This window comes from Acinetobacter junii (assembly GCF_018336855.1).
Taxonomy (GTDB): domain Bacteria; phylum Pseudomonadota; class Gammaproteobacteria; order Pseudomonadales; family Moraxellaceae; genus Acinetobacter; species Acinetobacter junii.
Genome location: NZ_CP059558.1, coordinates 3,309,255 through 3,333,062, shown reverse-complemented (window position 1 = coordinate 3,333,062; position 23,808 = coordinate 3,309,255). Strand labels below are relative to the sequence as shown.

Sequence of the window (23,808 nt, the reverse complement as noted above, 5' to 3'; positions counted from 1 at the left end):
TGGCGAATTTAAATTGCTCAACTGAGGTTTCAAAGGTTTAGAAACCGACAATACGAATAATACTATTATCATCGGAATTGACTAGAATGTAGTCATTATTGATTTTATACCATTGTTCATTTCGACCCGGTTTCGGAAGATTATTTTGTTTATAATCAACTTTATAACCATTACCTCGATAATGTTGAGGCATTACATAACCTGCTTGCCAACGATGTTGTTTCAAACGTTCAACACCACGTTCTTCGCGCATACGACGTTCACGCATACGATTTTCATTATCCGAGTTATCTAAACCACGACCTTGCCAACCACCTCGTGCGTCTTCTCCGCGATCAAAGTGGGGACCTGCGATGCTGTTCATACTACTTAATACAGCGGTTGAACCTAAAACAAAGATAATGAAAATTTTTTTCATGATGCACCTTAGTGACTTCGGATGTCTCTCATGTGAAAACTGTAACTTAAAAATGCAGAGAAACTGTGAAGATCAATTCATGATTCGTTTAAAACTATGAAGATTCCTTTAGCAGCCTCTCTCACTCATCCATTAGAATTTTTATCATTCTAGCTTTGAGCATCTATGCTTTGACCATTCATTTCTAAACTGTCATCACCCATTAAATATAAATAGGCAGGCATGATGCTATCCGGTGTTGGTAAAACCTTTGGATCCTCTTCAGGATAGGCTTTTGCTCGCATGGCTGTTCGCGTCCCACCAGGATTGATGCAGTTGAATCGAATATTCGGATACGTGTTTTCAGCTGCAAAGATTTTACTCATCGCTTCAATCGCAACTTTTGAAACGGAGTAAGCTCCCCACAATGCACGAGCTTCTCGACCTACACTTGAACTGGTAAATACAACTGAAGCGCGATCAGACTTTTCGAGTAAAGGTAATAATGCTTGAGTTAATGCAAAAGGCGCTCTTAGATTAACGGCCATAACATCATCCCAAACATCTACAGGATAATGTGCTAATTCGACGCGATCACCTAACATGCCTGCATTATGTAAAATACCGTCTAAACGCCCAAACTGTTGCTCGAGTGTGTCGACCAATAGCTCATAGTCATGGCTTGATGCAGTAGACAACTGTAAAGGTAAAATTGCAGGTTGAGGAGCACCTAAGCCCTCAATTTCATCATAAATAACTTCAAGCTTATTTAGTGTGCGACCATGTAATACGACGGTTGCGCCATGCAAGGCATAACTAATAGCAGCCGCACGCCCAATACCATCACCCGCACCTGTAATCAGAATAATGCGGTCTTTTAATAGATCAGGACGAGGTTGATATTCTGAATATTTCATTGTTATGCCTCCTATAATTATCTTTAATGCTTAACCCATCATACGCTGATTTTCTGACAAAACAGTGATTTTCTGTTTGAGCAATTCATGTAATTCCGGAACTGTTTGGATAATCGCATCTGCATTCCACGCATCAAGGTCATCACGAGATTCAATTGGTAAATAACCATACGCTGCCAAAATCGTATACATACTCGCATTGCGACCTGCATCGATATCACGAGGATGGTCACCAACATAGATGATTTCTTCGGCAGCAATTTGAAGTTGTTTTGCAGCCAAATACATTGGTTCAGGATCTGGTTTGGTATTTTGAACATCTTCGGGGCAAACCAAGACTGAACAACGTGAGCTGAGATTTAACTCTTTAAGCAGGGACTCACTCAGACCACGTGGTTTGTTGGTTACGATACCCCATGGAATTTGTTTTGCTTCTAGCTCTTCGAGTAAAGGGTACATACCATTAAAAAGGTCTGTATCTACAACGATATTTTCACCATATACATCTAAAAAGCGTTGGCGATGAGCGAGAAATACAGGATCAGTCACGTCTAATTCTGGATAGACCAATTTCACCATGGCTCGAGCACCTTCTGACACTTGAGTTCGAATTAACTCTGCATCAACAACTGGACGTTGTTCATCACGACACATCTGTTGAATGATGCGAATAAAGTCAGCCGCAGTGTCTATGAGCGTTCCATCAAGATCGAATAATACCGCTTTCATTAGGCACCTGTATTGGTAGTATGAACCATATAATTCACATCGACATTTGGGGCTAACCAATAGTGTTTGGTGATTGGATTATAGTGAAGACCAATCATTTCTTTTAAGCTAAGACCAGCGTTGCGAATATCATGCGCCATTTCAGATGGGCGAATGAATTTATGATAATCGTGCGTGCCTTTTGGTAGTAAACGTAACACGTACTCAGCGCCAATGATCGCAAACAAATACGATTTAGGATTACGGTTGATCGTTGAAAAGAATACATGACCGCCTGGTTTCACCAAACTTTGACATGCTTTTACAATCGAAGCTGGATCAGGCACGTGCTCCATCATTTCCATGCATGTGACAACATCGTATTGACCTGCTTGCTCTAGCGCAAGCTGCTCAACAGGGATTTGGCGATATTCAATGTTTTGTACATTTTCTTGTTGTGCGTGCAGACGACCGACAGCGAGTGGGGCTTCGCCCATATCAATACCGAGAACATCTGCACCACGACGTGCCATGCTTTCTGCGAGGATGCCACCACCGCAACCGACATCCAAAACTTTCTTCCCTGCCAATCCACCTACACGCTCATCAATCCAGTTTAAACGTAATGGGTTAATTTGATGGAGAGGGCGGAATTCAGAATGTTGATCCCACCATTTGGCAGCCAATGCTTCAAATTTTGCGATTTCTTGTGGGTCAACATTCAATTGCGACATGGTGTCACCTCTATTTATTGGCATAATGATCTAGGTCTAGTGTAGCGATTCTTGAAAAAAAAGCGATAAATCCTATAAAAAACTTCACAGAAGCAAAACGAATTGATCGTGTTTGATTTATATTTAGCATATAAACTTACGAAAAATGCTTAGAGGAAAAGCAAACTCAATGAAAAAGTTAGTATTAGGTGGTTTAAGTGCGGTTGCAATGGCGTTTTCAATGAATGCTATGGCGGCTAATTTTGTTGCTGGTAAAGATTATACTGTGGTTGCGAATCCAGTGAAGACCGCTGCACCAGCAGGCAAACTCGAAGTACGTGAATTCTTTTGGTACGGATGTCCACATTGCTTCAAACTTGAGCCACATATGCAAACGTGGTTAAAGAAGATTCCAAGTGATGTTTATTTCTTACGTACACCTGCTGCGATGAATAAAGTATGGGAGCAGGGCGCACGTGGTTACTACGTTTCTGAAGCGCTTGGCGTACGCAAGAAAACCCATATTCCATTGTTCCATGCTATTCATGAAGGTGGTCAACAAATCTTTGACCAAGCTTCTCAAGCAAAATTCTTTGCACGTTATGGTGTGCCAGAACAGAAATTTAACAGTATGTTCAATTCATTCCCTATTACTGCAAAAATTGCTGAATCTAACAAATTAGCTCAACAATATCAGTTGACGGGTGTTCCAGCAGTTGTAGTAAATGGCAAATATGTGGTGCAAGGTGAAGATGCTAAAGTGACTCAAGTCGTTGACTTCCTACTTGAGAAAGAGCGTAAAGCTAAATAATTGGCATACTTCGATCATAAAAAAGGACTGTCATCACAGTCCTTTTTTATTTAAGCGTTTTCATCGAGCTGAAATTCTTTTAGATCGATCTGTACTGTTTGAGTAGGTAAAGATAGCGCTTGGCTGACATAGAGATTAATCAGTTTTTGGCGAGAACCAATTGAACGCTGGTAATAGCTTGAGTTCAATAATAATGCTGCGCCATAAGTAAGAGACCAGATATAAGATAAATAGTCTCGAATCGACATATCGTAGTTCTGTGATTTTAAATATTTTTCAGTCATGTCTTTGAGTGAAACAATACGTTGTTGGCGAACAGCGTATAGTTCATCAAACAAATGTTTGAGTTTCGACTCTGTCATGGTCAGATGTTCTTCTAACTGATGTAAAAGAATCGTACGACTCGGCGCCGTTAAATGATGCAGCATATAACGAGGGGCATATTCTTTGAAATCTGTATTGTATTGATCCGAAATCTTGAGAATTTCTTTTTCATTTTGAATGATCAGTTCAAGTAACAATTCATTTTTGCTACGGAAATGCTTATATAAGGTGCCTTTTGCGATATCCAGTTCGGCAACCAGTTCATCGAGGGTCATTTCTTGGTTGTTTTCTAATAATAGCTTTTCCGCAACCTGCAAAATTTTTTCTTTACGTATTAAGAACTGAGTATGACGATCAGGATTCATGATGCTTTTAAGCTCCTCATAGTGTTCTAAACGGCATCGCGCTATTGTCTAATGCATCATAACGCTTAGCAATGCTTTTATATATCAACCTTTCATATTGATATGATCAAGCGTTTTGAGGTTCCCAGTTTGAGATCCCACGAAATAGTAAGCGTACTTGAGTCGCTGCATTATCGATAAATAAATTTTGCTGTTCTAACAAATGATCAATCGTGAACTGTTTGGGTAAGTTGATCCATGTCATCGCCCATGTAAAGGACATATTAATCAAAATCGTTGATAAGACTTGGAGGTCTTTGGCTTCTTTAATATGTTTGAAGGTTTCGAGTTTGCACAGGTCAATGGCAAGATCTTCAATCAAAAATTCGATTTCACGGGCAATCGCGATTCGTACTGTTTCAGAACCACCCCAACGTTCAGCGATCATAAATTGCCACTGTTGAGGGCTATGATTTACTGCTTGGACAAACAACTCAATGCTGGTTCGTGTTTTCGCAGACCCGCTGTGTTGTAAATAACTTTGCCCCAGTTGATGAATCAGGCTTTTGAGATGCAAAGAAACTTGATCAACGAGTTCTTGCCCTAACGCTTCCATGTCTTGGAAATGACGATAAAACGCCGTTGGTACTAAACCAACTTCGCGAGCCACTTCACGCAAACTGATACTACTAAATGAGCGTCCAGAAGTACTGAGATGGAGTGCTGCATCAAGCAGAGCTTGTCGGCTCTGTTGTTTTCGTTCATCTCTAATCGACATGAAAAAGATCCATTGAATTCATACAGCAGAGTCTAGCAAAAAAAACATGATTTTTTTAGCCCTGAGCGAGGATTAAACAAAGCAACTTTGTCCTGAGAAGTGTCTAAAGCCTAGCAAGAAAATGAGCAGCTAGGCTTCAAATAGAATTTATACCAATACTTTCTTTGTTCTCATAACCATTTAATGCCTGTTAAGAAGTGAAGTTGCCAAGCGAGAATAGAAACATGTTTTGTTAGGGCTAGATTTGTTGATTAATCCATTATTTTTTTCTCGTCATTTTAGCGATTTATAAAAAAGTATTAAAAATAACCAAAAATTAGTGAACAAGTGTTGACTCAGTGAACACAAATTAATATAGTGTACACATGTTCACTACATGAACATTTGTTCACTCAATATAAATAGCCAGATACAAAACGAGGAACGTATGAACGCTAAGTTAAATTATCAACCGCATTGGGTTCGTGAAGATTTTGTTGATTTTATCCTTGCAAAGGTTAACCCGATGTGGACTTTACGCCGCATTATGGCAAAAATCGAAGCGATTGAGCCTATTGCAGATGAAATGATCAAGGTCACTTTAAGCAGTAACAATAAATTTACAACCTATCAGCCTGGTCAATTTGTGATGGTGACGGTTCGTATTGATGGTGTGCTGCATCAACGAGCGTATAGCTTGGTGAGTTCACCAAGTCACGACAAATTGGTATTGGGTATAAAAAAACAAGGTCGTGTATCTAACTATTTAGCCAACAGTGCACGTGCTGGTGATGTGATTGAAATTACTCAGGCGATGGGCGAATTTACGCTAAAAGACTTTGATACAGAAGAAGGTAAACAACCAATTCTTTTGGTATCTGCAGGTAGTGGTATTACGCCGATTATTCCGATTGCGAAACAGGCTTTAGCACGTTCAAATCAACCTGTAACGTTGATTTATTACTCACGTGATCCAGCGTTCCGTACTGAATTGGAAACACTGGCAGCAGAATATGCGCACTTTAAGCTACACATTATTGTCGATAGTGCTGAACAACCTGCTTATTTTGATGAAGAAACTTTGGATCGTTTGTGTGTCGATGCTGCTCAACGTCAAACCTATGTGTGTGCTGCTCCAGGGTTGATGAAAGCGACACGTCAAATCTGGGCGAAACGTGGTTGGTTAGACCGTTTAACGCAAGAAAGCTTCTTGCCAGTGACGATGGATGTGGATGCTCAAATCCAACCAGTCAATTTCCGCCGCAGTATGCAAGAGTTTGAAGGCCGTGGCAACCTATTGGCCAGTGCTGAAGCTGCGGGTTTGAAACCATCTTTTGGTTGTCGTATGGGGATTTGTAATACCTGTGTTTGTACCAAGGTTAGTGGTGCAGTGAAAAATCTACTTACAGGTGAAATCGATAACCAAAACAATGTGCAAATTAAGTTGTGTGTGAGTGAAGCGGTGAGTCCCGTTGAGATTGACCTTTAATTCATATTGACCAGATAGAGAATAATATTATGAACATGATGACAGTAAATCCGACTAAAACGATTCCTCCAATCAAATTTGGCGGTAATACAAGCCGTGCATTAACACCAGAAGAAGTACAAGAGTTTGGCCGTAAGATTGAAGCCATCCGTACTGAAACCATGGCTAAAATTGGCAAAGAAGATTCTGATTATATTTATAAAGTACGTAACTTTGTACGCTACACCGAAATTGCGTCACGCGGCATGTTGATGTTTGGTGGTTGGATTCCACCTGTATGGTTATTAGGTACCGTTATGCTAGGCGTATCTAAAATCGTTGAAAATATGGAACTTGGTCATAATGTGATGCATGGTCAGTTCGACTGGTTAAATGATCCAACGCTTAATGGTGCAACCTACGACTGGGATACGGTGTGTACGGGAGAAGATTGGAAATATACGCATAACTATAAGCATCATACTTATACCAATGTGTACGGCATGGATCATGACATTAGTGGTTATGGCGTGATGCGTATGAGTCGTGAGCAAAAGTGGGAACCTCGCTTTTTGTTTAACGTACCAACGGGTTTTGTATTATCTACGGGTTTTGAATGGCTATTGGCTTTACAACGTCTAGAGATGGAAAAAGTATTATTTGATGGCACCAAAACTTGGAAAGAAGTGTATGTAGAATCCAAAAATCTACGTAAAAAGATGGTACGTCAGTTTGGTAAAGATTATGTGCTGTTCCCATTGATCGCTGGCCCAATGTTCTTGCCAGTATTAGCGGGTAACTTTGTTGCCAATCTGATCCGTAACTACTGGGCATCGACCGTGATTTATTGTGGTCACTTTACAGAAGACTCTGAAATTATCACTGACAATATTGATAATGAAACCAAAGCAGAGTGGTACTTGCGTCAGATTCGTGGTTCAGCAAACTTTACTGGCGGTAAAATCATGCATTTCTTAAGTGGTAACTTGAGTCATCAAATCGAACATCACTTGTTCCCAGATGTACCTGCCAACCGCTATCAAGAGATGGCTCCTAAAGTACGTGCAGTCTGTGAAGAGTTTGGTCAACAGTACAATACAGCGCCGTTTGGATCTCAAATTGTGAGTGTGTATAAACGTCTGGCGATTCACTCTTTGCCTGACAATGTGGTAGACCGTTTGGTGGCGATCAAAGATAGCTTTGTTGACGCAGTGAAAAGCATGTTTGGTAAAGCTGCTTAATTAAGATAGAGCATTGTTTGAGTCATTAAGCGATGCTCTTTACCAACAAGCAAAAGGGAAAGTACGTGTAATTGAGATATACTATGGTGCAATTATAGTTGTGCTATCGTTTTAAGGAATCATTATGCGTATTGACCAAAGAGCATTAGACCAGTTACGTGACGTAAAGATTACGCGTAATTATACCCGTTACGCTGAAGGTTCAGTTTTGGTTGAATTTGGCCATACCAAAGTGTTGTGTACAGCAAGCATTGATAATTCAGTACCTCGTTTCTTGAAAGGTCAGGGACAAGGTTGGGTAACTGCGGAATATGGCATGTTGCCACGCTCAACGCACACGCGTAGTGATCGTGAGGCAGCACGTGGTAAGCAAACGGGTCGTACTCAAGAGATTCAACGATTAATCGGTCGTAGTCTTCGTGCGATGGTGGACTTGAAGAAGTTGGGTGAAAACACGATTACGATTGACTGTGATGTGATCCAAGCGGATGGCGGTACACGTACTGCGGCAATCACAGGTGCAGCGGTTGCATTGGTAGATGCAATGAATGTATTGCTGAGCAACAAGAAAATTAAACATGACCCGTTAAAAGGTTTAGTGGCAGCGATCTCAGTCGGAATGTATCAAGACGAAGTCCTACTAGATCTATGCTATGAAGAAGATTCAAATTGCCAAACGGATTTAAACGTGGTGATGACACAAGCAGGTGAATTTATTGAAATTCAAGGGACGGCAGAAGACAAACCGTTCACACGCCAGCAGTGTAATGCCATGTTAGAGCTTGCAGAAAAAGGAATTTCAGAGTTGATTCAAAAGCAACAGCAAGCACTCGGTTGGTAAGTTCCAGTTGATAGTGCGGGCGGTCTGGTTTTTTTAGACCGCCTTTTTTTTCTCTTATGTTTTCTGTCATCAAATTGCGATCTAATTATCATCGAATTGTCATTTATATTGTATTGACTATCTGCACGATTATTTTAACGGATAGTAAAATGCCATCTTATCTTTTAGCTTTGCTGACGAGTTGTATATTCCTATTAAGTGCTTGTAATGACGGTGAGCAAAACAGTCAGGGCGATACGGTTCCAAAACCACCAACAAACTGCAAAATGCATTGCGCTCCATAAAAGAATAACAATAAGGAAATACAATAATGAATCGTCGTGACTTTTTATTAAATTCAACAAAAACACTTTTTGGTACAGCAGCGCTCGCTAGTTTTCCGATGAGTATTCAAAAAGCTCTTGCTATCGATGCTAAGGTTGAGACAGGTACGATCAAAGACGTCAAACATGTGGTGATTCTGACTCAAGAAAACCGTTCTTTTGATAATTATTTTGGTACGCTCAAAGGTGTAAGAGGGTTCGGAGACCGTTTCACCATTCCTTTAAGTCAGGGGCGTAAAGTTTGGGAGCAGTATGATTCTAATAAGAATAAGGTGTATCCATACCATTTAGACAGTACACGAGGAAATGCTCAGCGTGTGAGTGGTACACCACATTCATGGACGGATGGTCAATATGCTTGGGATCACGGTCGTATGGGCAACTGGGTACAGTATAAGCAACCACAATCGATGGGTTATTACAAACAACAAGAACTCGAATTTCAGTTTGCTTTGGCGAATGCATTTACTATTTGCGATGCTTATCATTGTGCGATGCATACAGGTACAAACTCGAACCGTATGTTTATTTGGACGGGAACCAATGGTCCAACTGCTGCAAACGTTGCGAGTGTCGTCAACGATATGGATGCGATAGGACCTTCATCAGAAGGCTATAACTGGACTACATATCCTGAGCGTTTACAACAAGCGGGAGTGAGTTGGAAAGTCTATCAAAATATGCCTGATAACTTTACCGATAATCCTTTAGCGGGCTTTAAACAATATCGTCTTGCGAATGAGCTTTCTGGAAAACCTGTAAATCATGATACCGAATGTCCCGCATATGATCCTGCGATTGATGTTACCCAACCGTTGTACAAAGGGATTGCGAATACAATGCCTGATGGTGGTTTCTTAGGAACATTCAAAGAAGATATTGCGAAAGGTCAGTTGCCTCAGGTCAGTTGGTTGGTTGCACCTGCGACTTATAGTGAGCATCCTGGACCTTCAAGTCCAGTTCAAGGCGCATGGTATATTCAGGAAGTCTTGAATGCTTTAACAGAACAACCTGAGCTTTGGAGCCAGACTGTATTCATTATTAACTTTGATGAAAATGATGGTTACTTTGATCATATCCCATCTCCAAGTGCTCCTTCGATGGATGTTTCTGGTGAAGTCTGTGGGAAATCAACATTAACTCAAGCACAAATGTCTTATGAATATGCCACGCATGCGAAGGCATCAGCAGGCCAACCAAATTTTACTGATCCCAAAGTAAGTAATGGGATTGGTGTCTATGGACCTGGTATCCGTGTGCCGATGTATATCATTTCACCTTGGAGTCGTGGCGGATGGGTGAATTCACAAGTATTTGATCACTCCTCTGTGATTCGATTCCTAGAGCAGTGTTTTGATGTGCAAGAACCGAATATCAGTCCATATCGTCGAGCGGTATGTGGTGATTTAACTTCTGCTTTTGATTTTAAAACGCCTAATCTTTTACCTTTACCAAATCTAATGGGAAAATTGACTAAAGCTGAGGCAGATGCAATTCGTAAAGCTCAGGAAGGCATGCCACAAGTGAGTCGTCCACTCAATCAGGCATATCCAATTCAAGAAATTGGTATACGTCCATCTCGTGCGTTGCCATATATTCTTCATACCAGTGCCAAAGTAGATATCTCCAATAGCACGATCAAGCTGATGTTTACAAACACAGGCAGTCATGCAGCAGTTTTTCATGTTTATGATCAATTCAATTTAGATGCGATTCCTCGCCGTTATATGGTTGAGGCAGGTAAGCAATTAGAAGATGTATGGCAAACCAAAGATAGCCGATATGATTTATGGGTCTTGGGTCCTAATGGTTTTCATCGCGCTTTTAAAGGGGATTTAACCAGAAATGAACAACAGAGCTCACTTCCAGAAATACGCGTGTGCGTAGAGGAGTGTGAGCCTAAAGTTTTTGTAAAACTCAGGCATGAGGGTAAGTTGTCGGTAAAAATGCAGGTCAAAGCCAATGCTTATTTGCCAAACCAGACGTGGTCAATTGAAACAACGACAACTGAGAGTGAACTGAGTTGGGATATGTCTGAATTTGGAGGTTGGTATGATTTTACTGTGACGATAGCAAATGACCCAAGTTATAGTCGTCGTTTTGCAGGTCGTATTGAGACCAATCAAGATTCGATTTCTGATCCTTATATGGGCTTTGTTGGATCATAGTTGATCGCTTTATGAACTCATAAGCAGTCTATTTTTTTCTTTTAGACTGCTTTCTTTATTAGAACTCAACGAAGGAAAAACCAATAAATACATAAAGAAATAACCACGCCCCATGTAATAAAGCCAACAATAAAAACCTCAGTGCTCTCAATATCAACATGACGTCTCAATCGATAAGCAGATACAACACAATATCCAGTGCCACGAATCAAGCCTTCGATAATCACTTCAAAAATGATATGCAAAAAAAAGCGGATGATTTGAAAAATCAAAGTAAAGAAGGCTTCGAAAATAGATTCCATTTTTTATGGTTTAAAATAGTTTATGGGTCAATGTATCTCTAAGCGACATAAAAATAAACATGATCAATGAATATCTATCTCTACATAGACGCATTATAAATTTTCAAACGGTAACATTACCCGCTCATTCAGCTCATCTTAGTTTGGTACGCTGGAATAAATTGAAAATAACAAGGAGGGGGAATAATGGTTCAAGTATTTCTCGTTTTTTTAACAGCAGTGACTTTTGTTTTGATGGCTGTTGATCCACGCTCTACTGATTCGACACAAGCGAAGTCAGCTTGGAATGAAAAAGTCGAAGTATCTAATGACACTTCGACTCAGAAGGAAACAAAAGATGTGGATGATGCTTAAGCATTAAAACGCATAGATAAATCTATAGCTCTCACATCCTTAGTCAGTACACCCATTGAAATGTAATCTACGCCAGTTGTGGCAACTTCGCGTAAGTTCTCAATAGTAATATTGCCTGAAGCTTCTAACTTACAACGTCCTGCAACATGCTTCACTGCATCAATCATTTGTTGCTGGCTGAAATTATCTAACATCACGATATCAGCTCCAGCTTCGAGTGCTTGATTCAGTTCGTCCCAAGTCTCTACTTCTACTTCTACTGGTTTACCTGGTGCGATTTGATGTGCTTTGGTAATGGCTTGGGCAATACCACCTGCTGCCATAATGTGATTTTCTTTAATTAAGAAAGCGTCAAATAAACCTAGACGGTGATTTTGACCACCACCGATTGCCACTGCATATTTTTGAGCGATGCGTAAGCCAGGTAAGGTTTTGCGTGTATCCAAAAGTTTAGTGTTTAAACCATCCAATTGTTTGACGTAATTTGCCGTTTTGGTCGCCACAGCCGAAAGGGTTTGCACAAAATTCAAAGCAGGGCGCTCAACAGTCAGTAAGCTACGGGCTGAACCTGCCAATTTTAGAAAAGCTTCATTGGCTTGAACAAGTTCACCTTCTTGCTTTAACCACGTGATTTGAACATTTTTATCATAAGCTTTGATTAAGGCGTTAACCCAAGGTTGACCAGCTAATACCATGTCTTCACGAGTGATAATCGTTGCTGTAGCTTGCTCATTTTCTGGTGTGAGCATTGCGGTGATATCACCGTCCCCAATATCTTCCTGTAATGCTTGTTGAATGTTAATTTGAATCGATTGTTCAAGCAAAGATTGAGGAATGCTCATACTATTTCCAGTATAGGTTGACCAAAAAACTAGTGCGTTATATTAGCACCCTCAACATAAAAAATAAGCATTTCATCTCGATTATTGCGCATAAAGCATGTCAAAATGGCAAAGATAAAGATTAAATTGCCGATTTGATAAACCATGCAACGTTCTAGATTTGCGCAAATTCGAAATGGTGTATTAGAAGGTGCGACGCAACTTCCATCACCAAATTTTAATGCACGTCCAATGGATGCTGACATTCAACTGATTGTTATTCATAACATCAGTTTGCCACCTTCTCAATTTGGTGGTGGTTATATCCAGCAATTCTTTCAAAATAAGTTAGATTGGAATACTCATCCTTATTTTCAGACCATTGAAGGCATGCAGGTATCCGCACATCTATTGATTTTGCGCACTGGAGAAGTGATTCAATTTGTAAATTTCAATGATCGTTCGTGGCATGCGGGACGTTCGAGTTATCTAGCACACAAAGAATGTAATGATTATTCGATCGGCATTGAGTTGGAAGGCAGCGATGATCTTCCTTTCGAGGACGCACAGTATCAAGCATTGGTTGATGTTGTATTGATGCTAGATAAAAGCTATCCAAAAATTCAGAATCATATCGCGGGGCATTCTGATATTGCACCGATGCGGAAAACAGATCCAGGTCCTTATTTTGATTGGCAAAGATTCCGAAAAGCACTATCACAAGCCAAATTAACTTAAAAAATATCCGCCAATTTATGATTTCACAACGAAATCTATTTTGAGTTTCATTACAATAACGCTTTTTAAAGATAAGCCGTAGGTGAATGCGATGGCATTGTGGCGATCGACTATTATTGTCAGTGCAATGACGATGTTATCTCGAGTTTTGGGATTAGTGCGTGATATCGTGCTATTAAATGTATTTGGTGCGGGTAAAGATTTCGATACTTTCGTTGTTGCCTTTCGTATTCCAAACTTTTTTCGACGCTTATTTGCGGAAGGGGCTTTTTCTCAAGCTTTCATTCCTGTTTTAACCGAATATAAAACTAGTAAAACACATGCAGAAGTACAAATTCTGATTAGCCGAGTGTTTGGTTGTTTGCTGACGGCTATGTCATTGCTAACTTTTGTAGCGATGGTTGCCGCACCAGCGATTATTTATTTGTATGCACCAGGATTTCATAACGATCCAGAGAAATTTGATTTAGCGGTGGATATGTTCCGCCTCACGATTCCTTATTTAATGTTCATGTCGTTGACGGCTTTTGCGAGCAGTATCTTAAATAGCTATGGTTCATTTGCATCGCCAGCATTTTCACCTGTGCTTTTGAACATTGCGATGATTGCAGGGGCATGGTGGTTAACACCTTTTATGGCAGAACCCATTATGGCATTGGGGTGGGCTGTCGTGGTTGCAGGTGTTTTACAGTTAGCGATACAAATCCCTGAGCTTTGGAAAAAGAACTTACTTATTCCACCTAAAGTTGATTTTAAGCATGAGGGTGTTGATCGTATCTTAAAACTAATGTTGCCAGCATTATTCGGTGTTTCAGTGACACAAATTAATTTACTGTTAAATACGATTTGGGCATCGTTCATGCAAGATGGTTCAGTGTCGTGGTTATACAGTGCTGAACGAATGACTGAACTGCCATTAGGTCTCATTGGGGTTGCGATCGGCACAGTTATTTTACCTTCCCTATCTGCGCGTCACGCTGAGCAAGATCAAGCTAAATTTAAAAGCATGATTGATTGGGCTGCTAAGATCATTATGTTGGTCGGTATTCCCGCAAGTATTGCATTATTCATGTTATCGACGCCGATTATTCAAGCCTTATTCCAACGTGGTGAATTTACTTTAGAAGATACACATATGACGGCACTTGCATTGCAATGTATGAGTGCGGGTGTAATTTCATTTATGTTGATTAAAGTGTTTGCACCGGGTTTTTATGCACAGCAGGATACCAAAACACCAGTTCGTGTTGGTCTCATGGCAGTTGCTGCAAATGCGATTTTAAACGTTGTATTTATTGGATTCTTTAAATTAATTGATTGGCATGCTGAGCATATGGCTTTAGCACTCGCTTCGTCGGGCTCTGCTTTAGTCAATGCTGGGATGCTTTATTTTTATTTACACAAACGAAATATCTATCGTTTTGGGGCGCATTGGAAAAAGCTCGGTTTTCAATTTTTAGTTGCCAACATAACCATGATTGCTGCTCTTGCATATGCTTTAACATGGTATCAAGGTGATATCGCTCAGTGGTTGCGAATCGCAGAAGTTGTTGGCTTGTGTATATTGGGTGTCGCTGCTTATGTCATTGGTTTACTAATCACGGGTTTTCGCCCAAGACATTTAAAACATTAAAAAAGAAACCCTCCAACAAGGAGGGTTTATTACTATTTCACTTCGAGTAATTCAATATCAAAAATAAGTGTGCTATTTGGTCCAATTGCATCTCCAGCACCCACGTCACCATATGCTAAGTTAGATGGAACAAAGAAACGACTTTTGCCACCTTCTTTCATCGTTTGGACACCCTCAGTCCAGCCAGAAATGACTTGATTCAGTTTAAATTCAACAGGGTGGTTACGAGCAATCGAACTATCAAACACAGTTCCATCAATTAATCGACCTTCGTAATTAACTTTTACTGTCGATGTTAACTTTGGCGATTTACCAGTACCTTGTTGAAGAATTTGATACTGTAAACCTGATTTTGTTGTGATGATATCTGACTTTTTAGCATTCTCTGCTAGAAATTTTTTTCCTTCTTGAGCATTTTTTTCTGCCTGCTCTTGAAATTCAACTAATTGTTTGGCTTCAAGTCGCTTTTTATATTGGTTGAGAACTGTCGCCATTTGCTCATCACTGAGAGTTGCTGGTTTTCCCTTAATTGCATCTTCAAGCCCTAGCACAAAGGTTTCGATATTTAAGTCTTTAAGTGTTTCTGTATTTCCTTTCCCCATTAAATACCCGTAGCTATAACCCAGTTGATCTTTTTGTGGACTTTTTAGGGTGATAGGAGCTGCTTGAACCGTTCCAATCATCAATGTTATGAGAGTAAGTGTAAGTTTTTTCATTCTTTCTTCCAAAATAAAGGAGAGCACAAGCTCTCCCTATATCATTATTTTACAGCGATTAATTCGACATCAAAAATCAAAGTACTATTTGGCGGGATAGAGCCTGGCACGCCTTGTTCACCGTAGCCTAAGTTAGCAGGGATATAAAGCGTTGCCTTACCGCCTTCTTTCATGAGTTGTAGACCTTCAGTCCAGCCAGGAATGACTTGATTTAATGGAAACTCGATTGGTTCACCACGATCGTATGAGCTGTCAAATACTTTACCGTCAGTTAATTGACCTTTGTAATGAACTTTAACGACAGAAGTTGCAACAGGTTGTTTGCCAGTTCCTTCTTTGGTGATTTTGTATTGCAAGCCAGATGCTGTTGTTTTAACACCTTCTTTTTTAGCATTTTCAGCTAAGAAACTTGAGTTGCTTGCCTCAACTTTTTTGGTTTCGTCTTGTTGCTTTTGTTGCATCTCTTTTTGGAATTCTACATATGCTGCTTGTAATTCCTCCTCAGAGTATGCTGCAGGCTTCTGAGAGTGTGCATCACGGAAACCTGTAATAAATGCATTCGTTTCAAGCTCTGGTGGAGTTTGTTTTGCAACTTCATAACCGAGAGCATAGCTGATCTTAGCAACAGGTGCTGCATTTTTATCTGCTTTTGCACCAAACTCAGTGGTTGGATTTTGTGTCGCATAATAAACAGGTACTAGGGCCGCACCGCCTAACACAACTGCAGCAATGAGAGGTAAAGCTTTACTCATGAGATGTCCAAAAGTGAGATTCTAAATAAAAATATGTCAATGATCTTAGCATGTCTAAGCTTAAGCAATGAATAACTCAGCTGTAAAATGCGTAGGTTTTTTTATAAGATTTATGTTTAAAAAAAAAGCCAAATCAAATGATTTGGCTTTTAATAAGGCTTGAAAAGAGAGCTTAATCTTCTTTTTGAGCTTTATAAGCATATGCATAGTTATAACTATAGCCAGTACCTGCTATACGTTGGATATCATTCAAGATGAAACCGTTGACTTTCACACCAGCTTGTTCAAAGCGATTTAAGCTGAGTTCAAGCTCTTTCATCTGTGATTTTGAGTAACGTGCAATCAACAAGTTTACGCCAGCGTATTGAGAAATAATGATACCGTCTGTTACGGCCAATACAGGCGGTGTATCAATAATAATATGGTCATATTGAGTACTTAATTCTTCCAATAAGGTTTTGAATCTTTGTGAACTCAACATTTCGGAAGGATTGGTTGGACTTTTACCACGTGTGATCACATCTAAACCATTCACTTGCGTATTGTGAATAACTTGACTCAATTCTACTTGATTGCTGAGAAACTCAGATAAACCTGGTTTGACCTCAACATCAAAGTATTTGTGCATATAACCACGACGCATATCAGCATCGATCAGAAGTACTTTTTTATCACCTTGAGCAAAAATCGTTGCTAAGTTTGTTGAAATAAAAGACTTACCAACCTCAGGGGCAGGACCAGCAACCATAATAATATTATTTTTTGCATTCGATAATGCAAAATGAATAGCGGTACGAATGCTCCGTAAACTTTCAATTGCAATATCATCGCTATGTTTCACAGCCAAGATAGGAATTGACTTTTTCTTTTTCAAGATGCTCATACGAGTTTCTTGTACAGGAGATCTTGGTACTGTTGCATACACTGGTAGATCGAACTCTCTTTCAATTTGTGTTGAGTCTTTAACACCCGTGCGGAACATATTACGAGTTAATGCCAGCAATATTCCCGTAAATCCGCCCAAGAATATCGCTAGAATGAGAATTTGTAATTTCTTTGGTTTAATAGGTTCTACTGGCTCTACAGCAGTATCAACAATACGAACATTACCAATTTCTCCAGCTTTTGCAATACGCAGTTGTTGGTAGGAATTAAGAAGAGCTGTATAAAGTTGGGTTTTGACCTCCACCTCTCTATACAATTGGAGATATTGTCGTTGTAAATCCGGTAATTGTTTTAATGTACTGTTTAACTCGGTGATTTGTTTATCTAACGCGGTAATCTGAGCATTAATTTCACGCATCGCGGGATGCTCTGTAGTATATTTGGCTGCTAGATCTGCTTGTTGTTGTTGTAACTCAATTTTCTTAGTTTCTAATGTAATACTTTGGGTCAGGTAGAGTTCAGACTCTTTAGTTACATCAACCGTATTATATTGCTGACGGAATTTGTTGAATTCACGTTCTGCATCATCGAGTTGCGTCTTGAGCTCTGGAAGTTGTTCATCTAAGAATTTTAATGTTTGTGCACTTTCAGCAGTTCGTCTAGCAATATTTTGTGCACTATAGACAGATAAAATTGAATTGAGAACTTTCGTAATATGTTCTTTATTTTGACCTTGATAACTTAGCCCTAAAATTCCTGTGGCCTTACCTTTTTCTGCAACTGAATAGTTTGAATTTAGAGCTTGAACAGCAGCAGGCAGTGATTGCTTGCGTATGAAATAATGTGCATCTAATTTATCTGTAGAAAATATGGCAACTTCCCAATTACCTGAGCGCATGGTTACTTGATTTAACTGATTCAGCGGTGCTGTTAATAGGATTTCTTTAGTCGCTGCATTGGTAAGGCTAAAATAATTATTTTTAAAACTTAAACCCAAGGTTTTATCAAGATAATAGTTAGGAACTTTGAATTGATGTACATCAAAAGCTTTTTGGCCATCGTGGAAAGTGACGGCTTTAGGTGTATGTTCTGTTTCGTAATTTTTCTTATGAATTAAACGCTGGCTAAGCGTATCTTCTTCACTTGAGATTTTTAGATCTAGATGTAATGCCTGAATCACAGAGCCTAAGACTAGTCGTGATTTTAAGATTTCAATTTCAGATTGAGCAGGAGATTTCTGATCAACCATTTGAGAGAGATTACCCAACAGAGCTGCGGACGCTCCTTTACTATCCTCGACCTGAACCAAAGCATCTACAGCATAAGTACTTGGTGTTACACGAAGGTATAATAAAGCACATACCAGACTAAAAATGATGCAGAGAGCAATAAGTTTCCATTGAGCTATTAAAGTAAAAAAAAGCTCTTTGAGGTCAATAGTGTCTTCAGTGTTCGTATTTTGACTCATAATCTTAAATCTAAAAAGTTAAATATATTTCTTCCAATCAGTAACACACTGTTGGATAAGTCTGCATGTATCATCAAAAAACTTTTGATCATGTTGATATGGATCAGATACGTTTTTATTTTGCCAATGCCCTAATCTAAAGACCTTACCTTTACAAAATGGCCAAGTCTGTTCAAGGTGTAGCTGCTGTTTATTGCTCATTACTAAAATTAAGTCAGCTTTCTTGATCAATTCGGCATTTAGTTTTTTTGCAATATGGGTGCTCATGTCAATATTGAGTTTCAACATACATAACTGTGCTTTATCATCAGCTGGATAGCCAATAAGTCCAGAAATCCCTGCTGACTCTATATTCAAATTAGGATGCTGTTGCTTCAATAAGTATTCAGCCATCGGACTTCGACATATATTACCCACGCATACTACTAGAATATTTTGAATGTTCATTTGGGTTATTGTCCTAAACGATCAAAACTATAGAGTGCATTAGAAAAGGGGATAATCTGATTGACTATACGCTGCCAACGAGTTAAACCAGTTGCATCCACATAAACAATATCGTTACTTCTTAACTTAAACTGATTTGCGAGTCCAAAGTCACCTAAGCTTATTAGATTCAAATGATAGAGTTCCGTTGATCGATCATTAGCATTAGTTCTTAAAACATATATACGACTTGCACTAGCTGATAGTGGGTTAAGTCCTAAGCTTTCACCTAATGCATCGCCAAGGGTCATTTGCTGATCACGCATTTGTAAGGCTTGGTTTTTACCTGACTCACCCATCACATAAATTTTTTGGTTTTCTTTTGTGCTGACATAGATTGTATCATTTGGTTGAATTAGTAAATGATGTAATGAATAACCTGCTTTTTCTAACTCAATTGTATTTAGATCATAAACTTTAGCATTGCGAACAAGTTGAATATAGGTGTTTGCGCCTTTTTCATTTATCCCACCAGCCAACCCTAAAGCTGTATAAATACTGGTTGGTTGATCATTTAAAAAAAACTGACCACCTTTTGCCACACTGCCTTGAACAGAGTATCGCTGTCCTTGGTAAGAAAGAACACGAACAATTACATCTGGGTTTTTAAGATATTGAGAGAATTGTTTTCTTAACTCGGTATTTAATTGACTTAAAGATTTACCAGCGGCTTTATATTGACCAACTAATGGAAGTTGAATATATCCATTTAAATCAATTGTATAACCATTTGCTCTAGCGGCTTGATCATTACTTGCATTCATTGATGCTGGCGTAATCTCAGGATAAGACCAAAGGTATATAGATAATATGTCACCAGCACTGAGACGATAGGTTTGTTTTCCTTTATTAAAAAGCTTTACATAATCATGTTGATAGTTAATTTGTGAGGGTTGGATGGTAGGCAAATTACCTTGGGTGATTTTTATTACATTGACTTTAGTACCAAGATCTGTTGTGTAAACACCTTCATTGGGAATGTCATACGTTTGCAAGCCCGAAGTAACAGCACAACTCGTAGCGCTTATGGTAATTGCTATAATGGAAAAAAGTTGATAATGCTTCACACTTAACCCTTAATATTTATATCTAATTCATCAATTAACCGCACTAAAGACAATCAATTTTTAGACGCTTAAAATACTATTCTAACCTAATGCTTCAAGAATAGCATACAAGATATATGTGTAGCTGTTTAATTTTCTAAACAACTAGAATCAAAGACAGGAATAGATACCTAGTTTGATGTGATAATTCAATAAATGATTCTAGTCTTTTTTTGTCAACTACTTATTTTTGATTGAAGTTTGAATTAAAATTTCAAAATGTTGATTTAATTAAATATTTTAAAATTAGCTTAATTATAAAAAGAATGTAAATATCACTTAAAATTACGAGATAAAATAGAAGTTTTATTTGGTTTGCGATAACTGACATAAATCCAGCGATTACAAAATGTTGGTGTCGCATGTTAATTCACAAACATATGCCCAATCTTAGCGTGCTTATCAGCTTTTTTTTAAATTAGTTAATCATTCTAGATAGTGAAGCATTAATATAAGTAGAATTTGGGTTAAATCGTTTGATATTTATAAGTCTATGTAAAAAATGGCTTTGTTTTAACTACACATGTTTTTTATTGTTAAGTAACTATAAACGGTAGTGTAGCAGTAATAGAAAATTTGTTATATTCTCCCGCTAAATTATATCTTAGTGATTACTCTATTATCTTTCTTTACGATAGAAGAGTAGCCATTAGCAAAAAATCAAGATAGGGAAAAGGTTGAATTTTATGCAACTTGCCGATTTAAGAATAGCTATTATAGGTTTGGGGTATGTCGGATTACCATTAGCTGTTGAATTTGGGAAAAAAATACCAACAATCGGTTTTGATATATTACAAAAACGTATAGATGAACTCAAAAGTGGTCAAGACCATACTTTGGAAGTTTCACCAGAAGAATTAAGTCAAGCAACCAACTTAAGTTATAGTGCAAATTTAGAAGACTTAAAAGGCTGTAACTTTTTTATTGTAACTGTACCGACCCCGGTTGATGAGGTGAATCGTCCAGATTTGACGCCTTTAAGAAAAGCAAGTCAAACCTTAGGTAAAATCATTAATAAAGGCGATATCGTTGTTTATGAATCTACTGTTTATCCAGGCGCTACCGAAGAAGTTTGTATTCCAATATTAGAGCGTGTGTCTGGCCTGAAATTTAATCAGGATTTCTTTGCGGGTTATAGTCCGGAACGCATCAATCCGGGCGATAAAGTAAATACCCTAACCAAGATTAAAAAAATCACTAGTGGTAGTACGCCCGAAGTTGCTGATAAAGTAAATGCAGTTTATGCCAGCATTATTACTGCGGGTACTCATAAAGCATCAAGTATTAAAGTTGCTGAAGCAGCGAAGGTCATCGAAAACACACAGCGTGACTTAAATATTGCCTTGGTGAATGAACTTTCGGTAATTTTTGATCGTCTGGGTATTGATACCATTGACGTACTTGAAGCTGCTGGCAGTAAGTGGAACTTCTTGCCATTCCGCCCAGGTTTGGTAGGGGGGCATTGTATTGGTGTCGATCCATACTATTTAACCCATAAAGCGGAAGAAGTGGGTTACCATCCACAGGTCATTCTGGCGGGTCGTCGTATTAATGACAATATGGCACGCTATGTGGCGCGTAATACCATTAAGCGAATGCTGCAAAATGGTATTGATGTGCCTCGTGCAAAAGTTGGCGTACTCGGTGTTACCTTTAAAGAAAATTGCCCAGATATCCGTAACAGTAAAGTCGCTGACTTGATTAGAGAATTCGAAGCTTGGGGTGCTCAAGTGGTCGTTGCAGACCCGTGGGCAGATGCTGAAGAAGTCAAGCATGAGTATGGGATCGAATTAGGTCAGGTCAATGCAGAACACCCAGTCGATGCACTGGTTGTTGCGGTGGGGCATAATGAATTCCGTAAATTGTCTGCGGCCGAGCTAAAAAGCTATGTGCGCAGTAATCAACCTGTTCTTGCCGATGTCAAAGGTTTATTTGACCGTATAAGCATGACTGAACAAGGTTTTACAGTATTCCGTCTATAATTTAAATATTGAAAAGAAGTTAAACGATGAAAAAATTTGCTCTTATTGGCGCAGCTGGCTATATCGCACCACGTCACCTGAAAGCGATTAAAGAAACCGGTAACACATTAGCAGTTGCTATGGATGTGAATGATTCAGTGGGGATTATGGATAGTCATTTCCCAGAAGCTGAGTTCTTTACAGAATTTGAAGAATTTGAAGCCTATGTAGAAGATCAGAAGTTAAGAGGTGAGAAGCTAGATTATGTTGCGATCTGCTCACCTAACTATCTTCATGCCCCTCACATGAAATATGCGTTGAAAAATGGTATTGAAGTGATTTGTGAAAAACCATTGGTACTGAATTCAGAAGATTTAAATATGCTTTCTGAATATGAAAAGCAATATGGTGCCAAGGTAAACTCAATTTTACAGTTACGTTTACATCCGTCTATTATAGCTTTACGCGATAAAGTTCAAGCGGCTCCAGCAGATAAAGTATTTGATGTTGATCTAACTTATCTCACATCACGTGGTAAGTGGTATTTAAAATCATGGAAAGGAGTAGATAATAAGTCAGGTGGTGTTGCAACTAATATCGGTGTGCATTTCTACGATATGCTGCATTTTATTTTTGGCAAAATTGTTAAAAATGAAGTGCATTTCCGTGATGAGAAAACCGCTTCGGGTTATTTAGAATATGAGCGTGCGCGTGTACGTTGGTTCTTGTCAATTGATGCGAATAACCTACCAGAGAATGCTGTACAAGGTGAAAAGCTAACCTACCGTAGTATTACCATTGAAAATGAAGAGCTTGAGTTTTCAGGCGGCTTTACTGATTTACATACACAGAGTTACCAACGTGTATTAGAAGGTAAAGGTTATGGCGTAGAAGAAAACCGTGCAGCGATTGAGACGGTTGAAGTGATTCGCGTTTCTCCAATTGTTGAAAACCCAAAAAATCCACATCCACTATTGGCAAAGGTGAAAAAAGCATGAGCTTTTATCAACATGAAACAGCTATAGTCGATGATGGTGCACAAATTGGTGAGGGTTCCCGTGTTTGGCATTTTGTTCATGTCTGTGGCGGAGCAAAAATTGGTAAAGGCGTTTCTTTAGGCCAAAACGTATTTGTGGGTAACTGCGTCGTCATTGGTGACCATTGTAAAGTCCAAAATAATGTATCGGTTTACGATAACGTTACTTTGGAAGAAGGGGTTTTTTGTGGCCCAAGCATGGTATTTACAAATGTATATAACCCACGTTCTTTAATTGAGCGTAAAGACCAATACCGAGATACCTTAGTGAAAAAGGGCGCTACGCTAGGCGCAAACTGTACTATTGTCTGCGGTGTTACCATTGGTGCTTATGCTTTCGTTGGGGCTGGTGCTGTAGTGAATAAAGATGTACCAGCTTATGCGTTGATGGTCGGTGTGCCAGCTAAACAGATCGGTTGGATGAGTGAATTTGGTGAACAGCTTGATTTACCTTTACAGGGGCAAGCTCAGGCTATCTGTTCTCATACAGGAGCTGTTTATCAACTCGATGGAACGACACTGACAAAGCAGGGTTAAT

At 39.1% G+C, this 23,808-nt stretch carries 24 protein-coding genes; 12 read left to right on the top strand and 12 right to left on the bottom strand.

All coding sequences use genetic code 11. The features are described 5' to 3' along the window. Nucleotides 1-37: 37 nt before the first annotated feature. The 4 genes from H2677_RS15440 to ubiG all read right to left on the bottom strand — a co-directional run bounded on the left by H2677_RS15440 (nucleotide 38) and on the right by ubiG (nucleotide 2,756). Nucleotides 38-418 (bottom strand): RcnB family protein, encoded by a 381-nt coding sequence (locus tag H2677_RS15440; RefSeq protein ID WP_005403823.1) that lies wholly within the window; start codon nucleotides 416-418, stop codon nucleotides 38-40. Nucleotides 419-567: 149 nt separating this feature from the next. Further along, a complete protein-coding gene (locus H2677_RS15435; protein WP_004907319.1) occupies nucleotides 568-1,314 on the bottom strand; it encodes a YciK family oxidoreductase in 747 nt (248 codons plus the stop codon). A 30-nt stretch (nucleotides 1,315-1,344) separates the two neighbouring features. Further along, a complete protein-coding gene (locus H2677_RS15430) occupies nucleotides 1,345-2,043 on the bottom strand; it encodes an HAD family hydrolase (protein ID WP_005403824.1) in 699 nt (232 codons plus the stop codon). Continuing rightward, entirely contained in the window at nucleotides 2,043-2,756 is a 714-nt protein-coding gene (ubiG, locus tag H2677_RS15425; protein WP_004907314.1) for a bifunctional 2-polyprenyl-6-hydroxyphenol methylase/3-demethylubiquinol 3-O-methyltransferase UbiG, read from the bottom strand. Before ubiG ends, H2677_RS15430 begins: the two co-directional genes overlap by 1 nt. A 169-nt stretch (nucleotides 2,757-2,925) precedes the next feature. Between ubiG and H2677_RS15420 the strand changes: the two genes are divergently transcribed. Then, nucleotides 2,926-3,546, top strand: a complete 621-nt coding sequence (locus H2677_RS15420) for a thiol:disulfide interchange protein DsbA/DsbL (RefSeq protein WP_004907312.1) — start codon at nucleotides 2,926-2,928, stop codon at nucleotides 3,544-3,546. 50 nt (nucleotides 3,547-3,596) lie between these two features. Here the strand turns inward: H2677_RS15420 and H2677_RS15415 are convergent, their stop codons facing one another. Beyond that, on the bottom strand, nucleotides 3,597-4,235 hold the full coding sequence (locus tag H2677_RS15415; protein WP_004907310.1) for a TetR/AcrR family transcriptional regulator: 639 nt from the start codon (nucleotides 4,233-4,235) through the stop codon (nucleotides 3,597-3,599). Between the two features lie 106 nt (nucleotides 4,236-4,341). After that, nucleotides 4,342-4,992: a TetR family transcriptional regulator gene (locus tag H2677_RS15410; RefSeq protein WP_004956897.1), complete on the bottom strand. Its 651-nt coding sequence runs from the start codon at nucleotides 4,990-4,992 to the stop codon at nucleotides 4,342-4,344. A gap of 427 nt (nucleotides 4,993-5,419) precedes the next feature. On the opposite strand from H2677_RS15410, the gene H2677_RS15405 reads away from it, so the two are divergent. The 6 genes from H2677_RS15405 to H2677_RS15385 all read left to right on the top strand — a co-directional run bounded on the left by H2677_RS15405 (nucleotide 5,420) and on the right by H2677_RS15385 (nucleotide 11,668). Beyond that, complete coding sequence (locus tag H2677_RS15405; RefSeq protein ID WP_005403828.1) at nucleotides 5,420-6,460, top strand: ferredoxin reductase; 1,041 nt, start codon at nucleotides 5,420-5,422, stop codon at nucleotides 6,458-6,460. A gap of 29 nt (nucleotides 6,461-6,489) precedes the next feature. Then, entirely contained in the window at nucleotides 6,490-7,680 is a 1,191-nt protein-coding gene (locus tag H2677_RS15400) for a fatty acid desaturase family protein (protein ID WP_212638875.1), read from the top strand. A gap of 124 nt (nucleotides 7,681-7,804) precedes the next feature. Next, nucleotides 7,805-8,521: a ribonuclease PH gene (rph, locus tag H2677_RS15395; protein ID WP_004907303.1), complete on the top strand. Its 717-nt coding sequence runs from the start codon at nucleotides 7,805-7,807 to the stop codon at nucleotides 8,519-8,521. A 149-nt stretch (nucleotides 8,522-8,670) separates the two neighbouring features. Continuing rightward, nucleotides 8,671-8,805, top strand: coding sequence for a hypothetical protein (locus H2677_RS16145; protein WP_268919030.1), 135 nt, complete (start codon nucleotides 8,671-8,673; stop codon nucleotides 8,803-8,805). 26 nt (nucleotides 8,806-8,831) lie between these two features. Then, nucleotides 8,832-11,012, top strand: a complete 2,181-nt coding sequence (locus H2677_RS15390) for a phosphocholine-specific phospholipase C (protein ID WP_212638874.1) — start codon at nucleotides 8,832-8,834, stop codon at nucleotides 11,010-11,012. A gap of 488 nt (nucleotides 11,013-11,500) precedes the next feature. Then, entirely contained in the window at nucleotides 11,501-11,668 is a 168-nt protein-coding gene (locus tag H2677_RS15385; protein WP_167543093.1) for an ABZJ_00068 family colistin stress protein, read from the top strand. Here H2677_RS15385 and nadC read toward each other — a convergent pair. Next, entirely contained in the window at nucleotides 11,665-12,510 is an 846-nt protein-coding gene (gene nadC / locus H2677_RS15380; RefSeq protein ID WP_212638873.1) for a carboxylating nicotinate-nucleotide diphosphorylase, read from the bottom strand. The two genes, H2677_RS15385 and nadC, sit on opposite strands and share 4 nt — an antisense overlap. 144 nt (nucleotides 12,511-12,654) lie before the next feature. On the opposite strand from nadC, the gene ampD reads away from it, so the two are divergent. Together ampD and murJ are read left to right on the top strand one after the other, a co-directional pair. Beyond that, nucleotides 12,655-13,227 carry a 1,6-anhydro-N-acetylmuramyl-L-alanine amidase AmpD gene (gene ampD / locus H2677_RS15375; RefSeq protein ID WP_004956877.1) on the top strand — a complete coding sequence of 191 codons (573 nt, stop codon included), beginning with the start codon at nucleotides 12,655-12,657 and terminating at the stop codon, nucleotides 13,225-13,227. Between the two features lie 82 nt (nucleotides 13,228-13,309). Beyond that, nucleotides 13,310-14,860, top strand: a complete 1,551-nt coding sequence (gene murJ, locus H2677_RS15370) for a murein biosynthesis integral membrane protein MurJ (RefSeq protein ID WP_171065614.1) — start codon at nucleotides 13,310-13,312, stop codon at nucleotides 14,858-14,860. A gap of 32 nt (nucleotides 14,861-14,892) precedes the next feature. Here murJ and H2677_RS15365 read toward each other — a convergent pair whose 3' ends face one another. The 5 genes from H2677_RS15365 to H2677_RS15345 form a co-directional block, all read right to left on the bottom strand. Continuing rightward, nucleotides 14,893-15,576: an FKBP-type peptidyl-prolyl cis-trans isomerase gene (locus tag H2677_RS15365; protein ID WP_112987031.1), complete on the bottom strand. Its 684-nt coding sequence runs from the start codon at nucleotides 15,574-15,576 to the stop codon at nucleotides 14,893-14,895. Nucleotides 15,577-15,620: 44 nt separating this feature from the next. Next, nucleotides 15,621-16,328, bottom strand: coding sequence for an FKBP-type peptidyl-prolyl cis-trans isomerase (locus tag H2677_RS15360; RefSeq protein ID WP_199956103.1), 708 nt, complete (start codon nucleotides 16,326-16,328; stop codon nucleotides 15,621-15,623). A 172-nt stretch (nucleotides 16,329-16,500) separates the two neighbouring features. Continuing rightward, nucleotides 16,501-18,681 (bottom strand): polysaccharide biosynthesis tyrosine autokinase, encoded by a 2,181-nt coding sequence (locus H2677_RS15355; RefSeq protein ID WP_212638872.1) that lies wholly within the window; start codon nucleotides 18,679-18,681, stop codon nucleotides 16,501-16,503. 18 nt (nucleotides 18,682-18,699) lie between these two features. After that, entirely contained in the window at nucleotides 18,700-19,128 is a 429-nt protein-coding gene (locus H2677_RS15350; RefSeq protein WP_125299894.1) for a low molecular weight protein-tyrosine-phosphatase, read from the bottom strand. Nucleotides 19,129-19,133: 5 nt separating this feature from the next. After that, entirely contained in the window at nucleotides 19,134-20,234 is a 1,101-nt protein-coding gene (locus tag H2677_RS15345) for a polysaccharide biosynthesis/export family protein (RefSeq protein WP_212638871.1), read from the bottom strand. Between the two features lie 725 nt (nucleotides 20,235-20,959). Here H2677_RS15345 and H2677_RS15340 point away from each other — a divergent pair. Genes H2677_RS15340 through wbpD form a run of 3 tightly spaced genes read left to right on the top strand, consistent with a single transcriptional unit; the run spans nucleotide 20,960 to nucleotide 23,807 of the window. Beyond that, nucleotides 20,960-22,255: a nucleotide sugar dehydrogenase gene (locus tag H2677_RS15340; protein WP_125299896.1), complete on the top strand. Its 1,296-nt coding sequence runs from the start codon at nucleotides 20,960-20,962 to the stop codon at nucleotides 22,253-22,255. 26 nt (nucleotides 22,256-22,281) lie between these two features. Next, nucleotides 22,282-23,232 carry a Gfo/Idh/MocA family protein gene (locus H2677_RS15335; RefSeq protein ID WP_125299897.1) on the top strand — a complete coding sequence of 317 codons (951 nt, stop codon included), beginning with the start codon at nucleotides 22,282-22,284 and terminating at the stop codon, nucleotides 23,230-23,232. Then, nucleotides 23,229-23,807: a UDP-2-acetamido-3-amino-2,3-dideoxy-D-glucuronate N-acetyltransferase gene (gene wbpD / locus H2677_RS15330; RefSeq protein WP_125299898.1), complete on the top strand. Its 579-nt coding sequence runs from the start codon at nucleotides 23,229-23,231 to the stop codon at nucleotides 23,805-23,807. The genes H2677_RS15335 and wbpD overlap by 4 nt, the downstream gene beginning before the upstream one ends. Nucleotide 23,808 lies beyond the last annotated feature (1 nt).